Raw genomic sequence first — 425 nt, 5'->3', positions numbered from 1 at the left:
ATCCCTACTAAGATTCCTTCTGTCTTTGCCATTTCTTTCCCTGTCGCAAATGCATCTTCATTTTCTACTGTAATGATTTCATCATAAATCTTTGTATCCAATGTTTCTGGTACAAATCCTGCCCCGATTCCTTGGATCTTATGTGCTCCACCTTTTCCTGTTGATAATACTGGTGAGCTTGCTGGTTCTACTGCCACTACTTTTACTTCTGGATTCTTTTCTTTCAAGTATTTCCCTATCCCTGAAATTGTTCCTCCTGTTCCTACTCCGGCTACAAAGATATCTACTTTTCCTTCTGTTTGTTCATAGATTTCTGGTCCTGTTGTTTTATAGTGTGCTGTTGGATTCGCTGGATTTTCAAACTGTCCTGGAATGAAGCTGTTTTCGATTTGTGATGCCAATTCTTTTGCTTTGGCGATTGCTCC

Annotated in this window: 1 protein-coding gene; it reads right to left on the bottom strand. The window is 39.8% G+C overall.

Going from position 1 to position 425, the window contains the following annotated elements; all coding sequences use genetic code 11:
- A partial coding sequence (locus LJD34_RS16195; RefSeq protein ID WP_227360385.1) for a PLP-dependent cysteine synthase family protein occupies positions 1–425 on the bottom strand: 425 nt, incomplete at both ends.

It is taken from the genome of Faecalibacillus sp. MSK20_93, from assembly GCF_020589945.1.
Lineage (GTDB): Bacteria > Bacillota_I > Bacilli_A > Erysipelotrichales > Coprobacillaceae > Faecalibacillus > Faecalibacillus intestinalis.
Note: the sequence above shows the minus strand (reverse complement) of the source record. Positions and strands in the feature narration are given on the sequence as shown.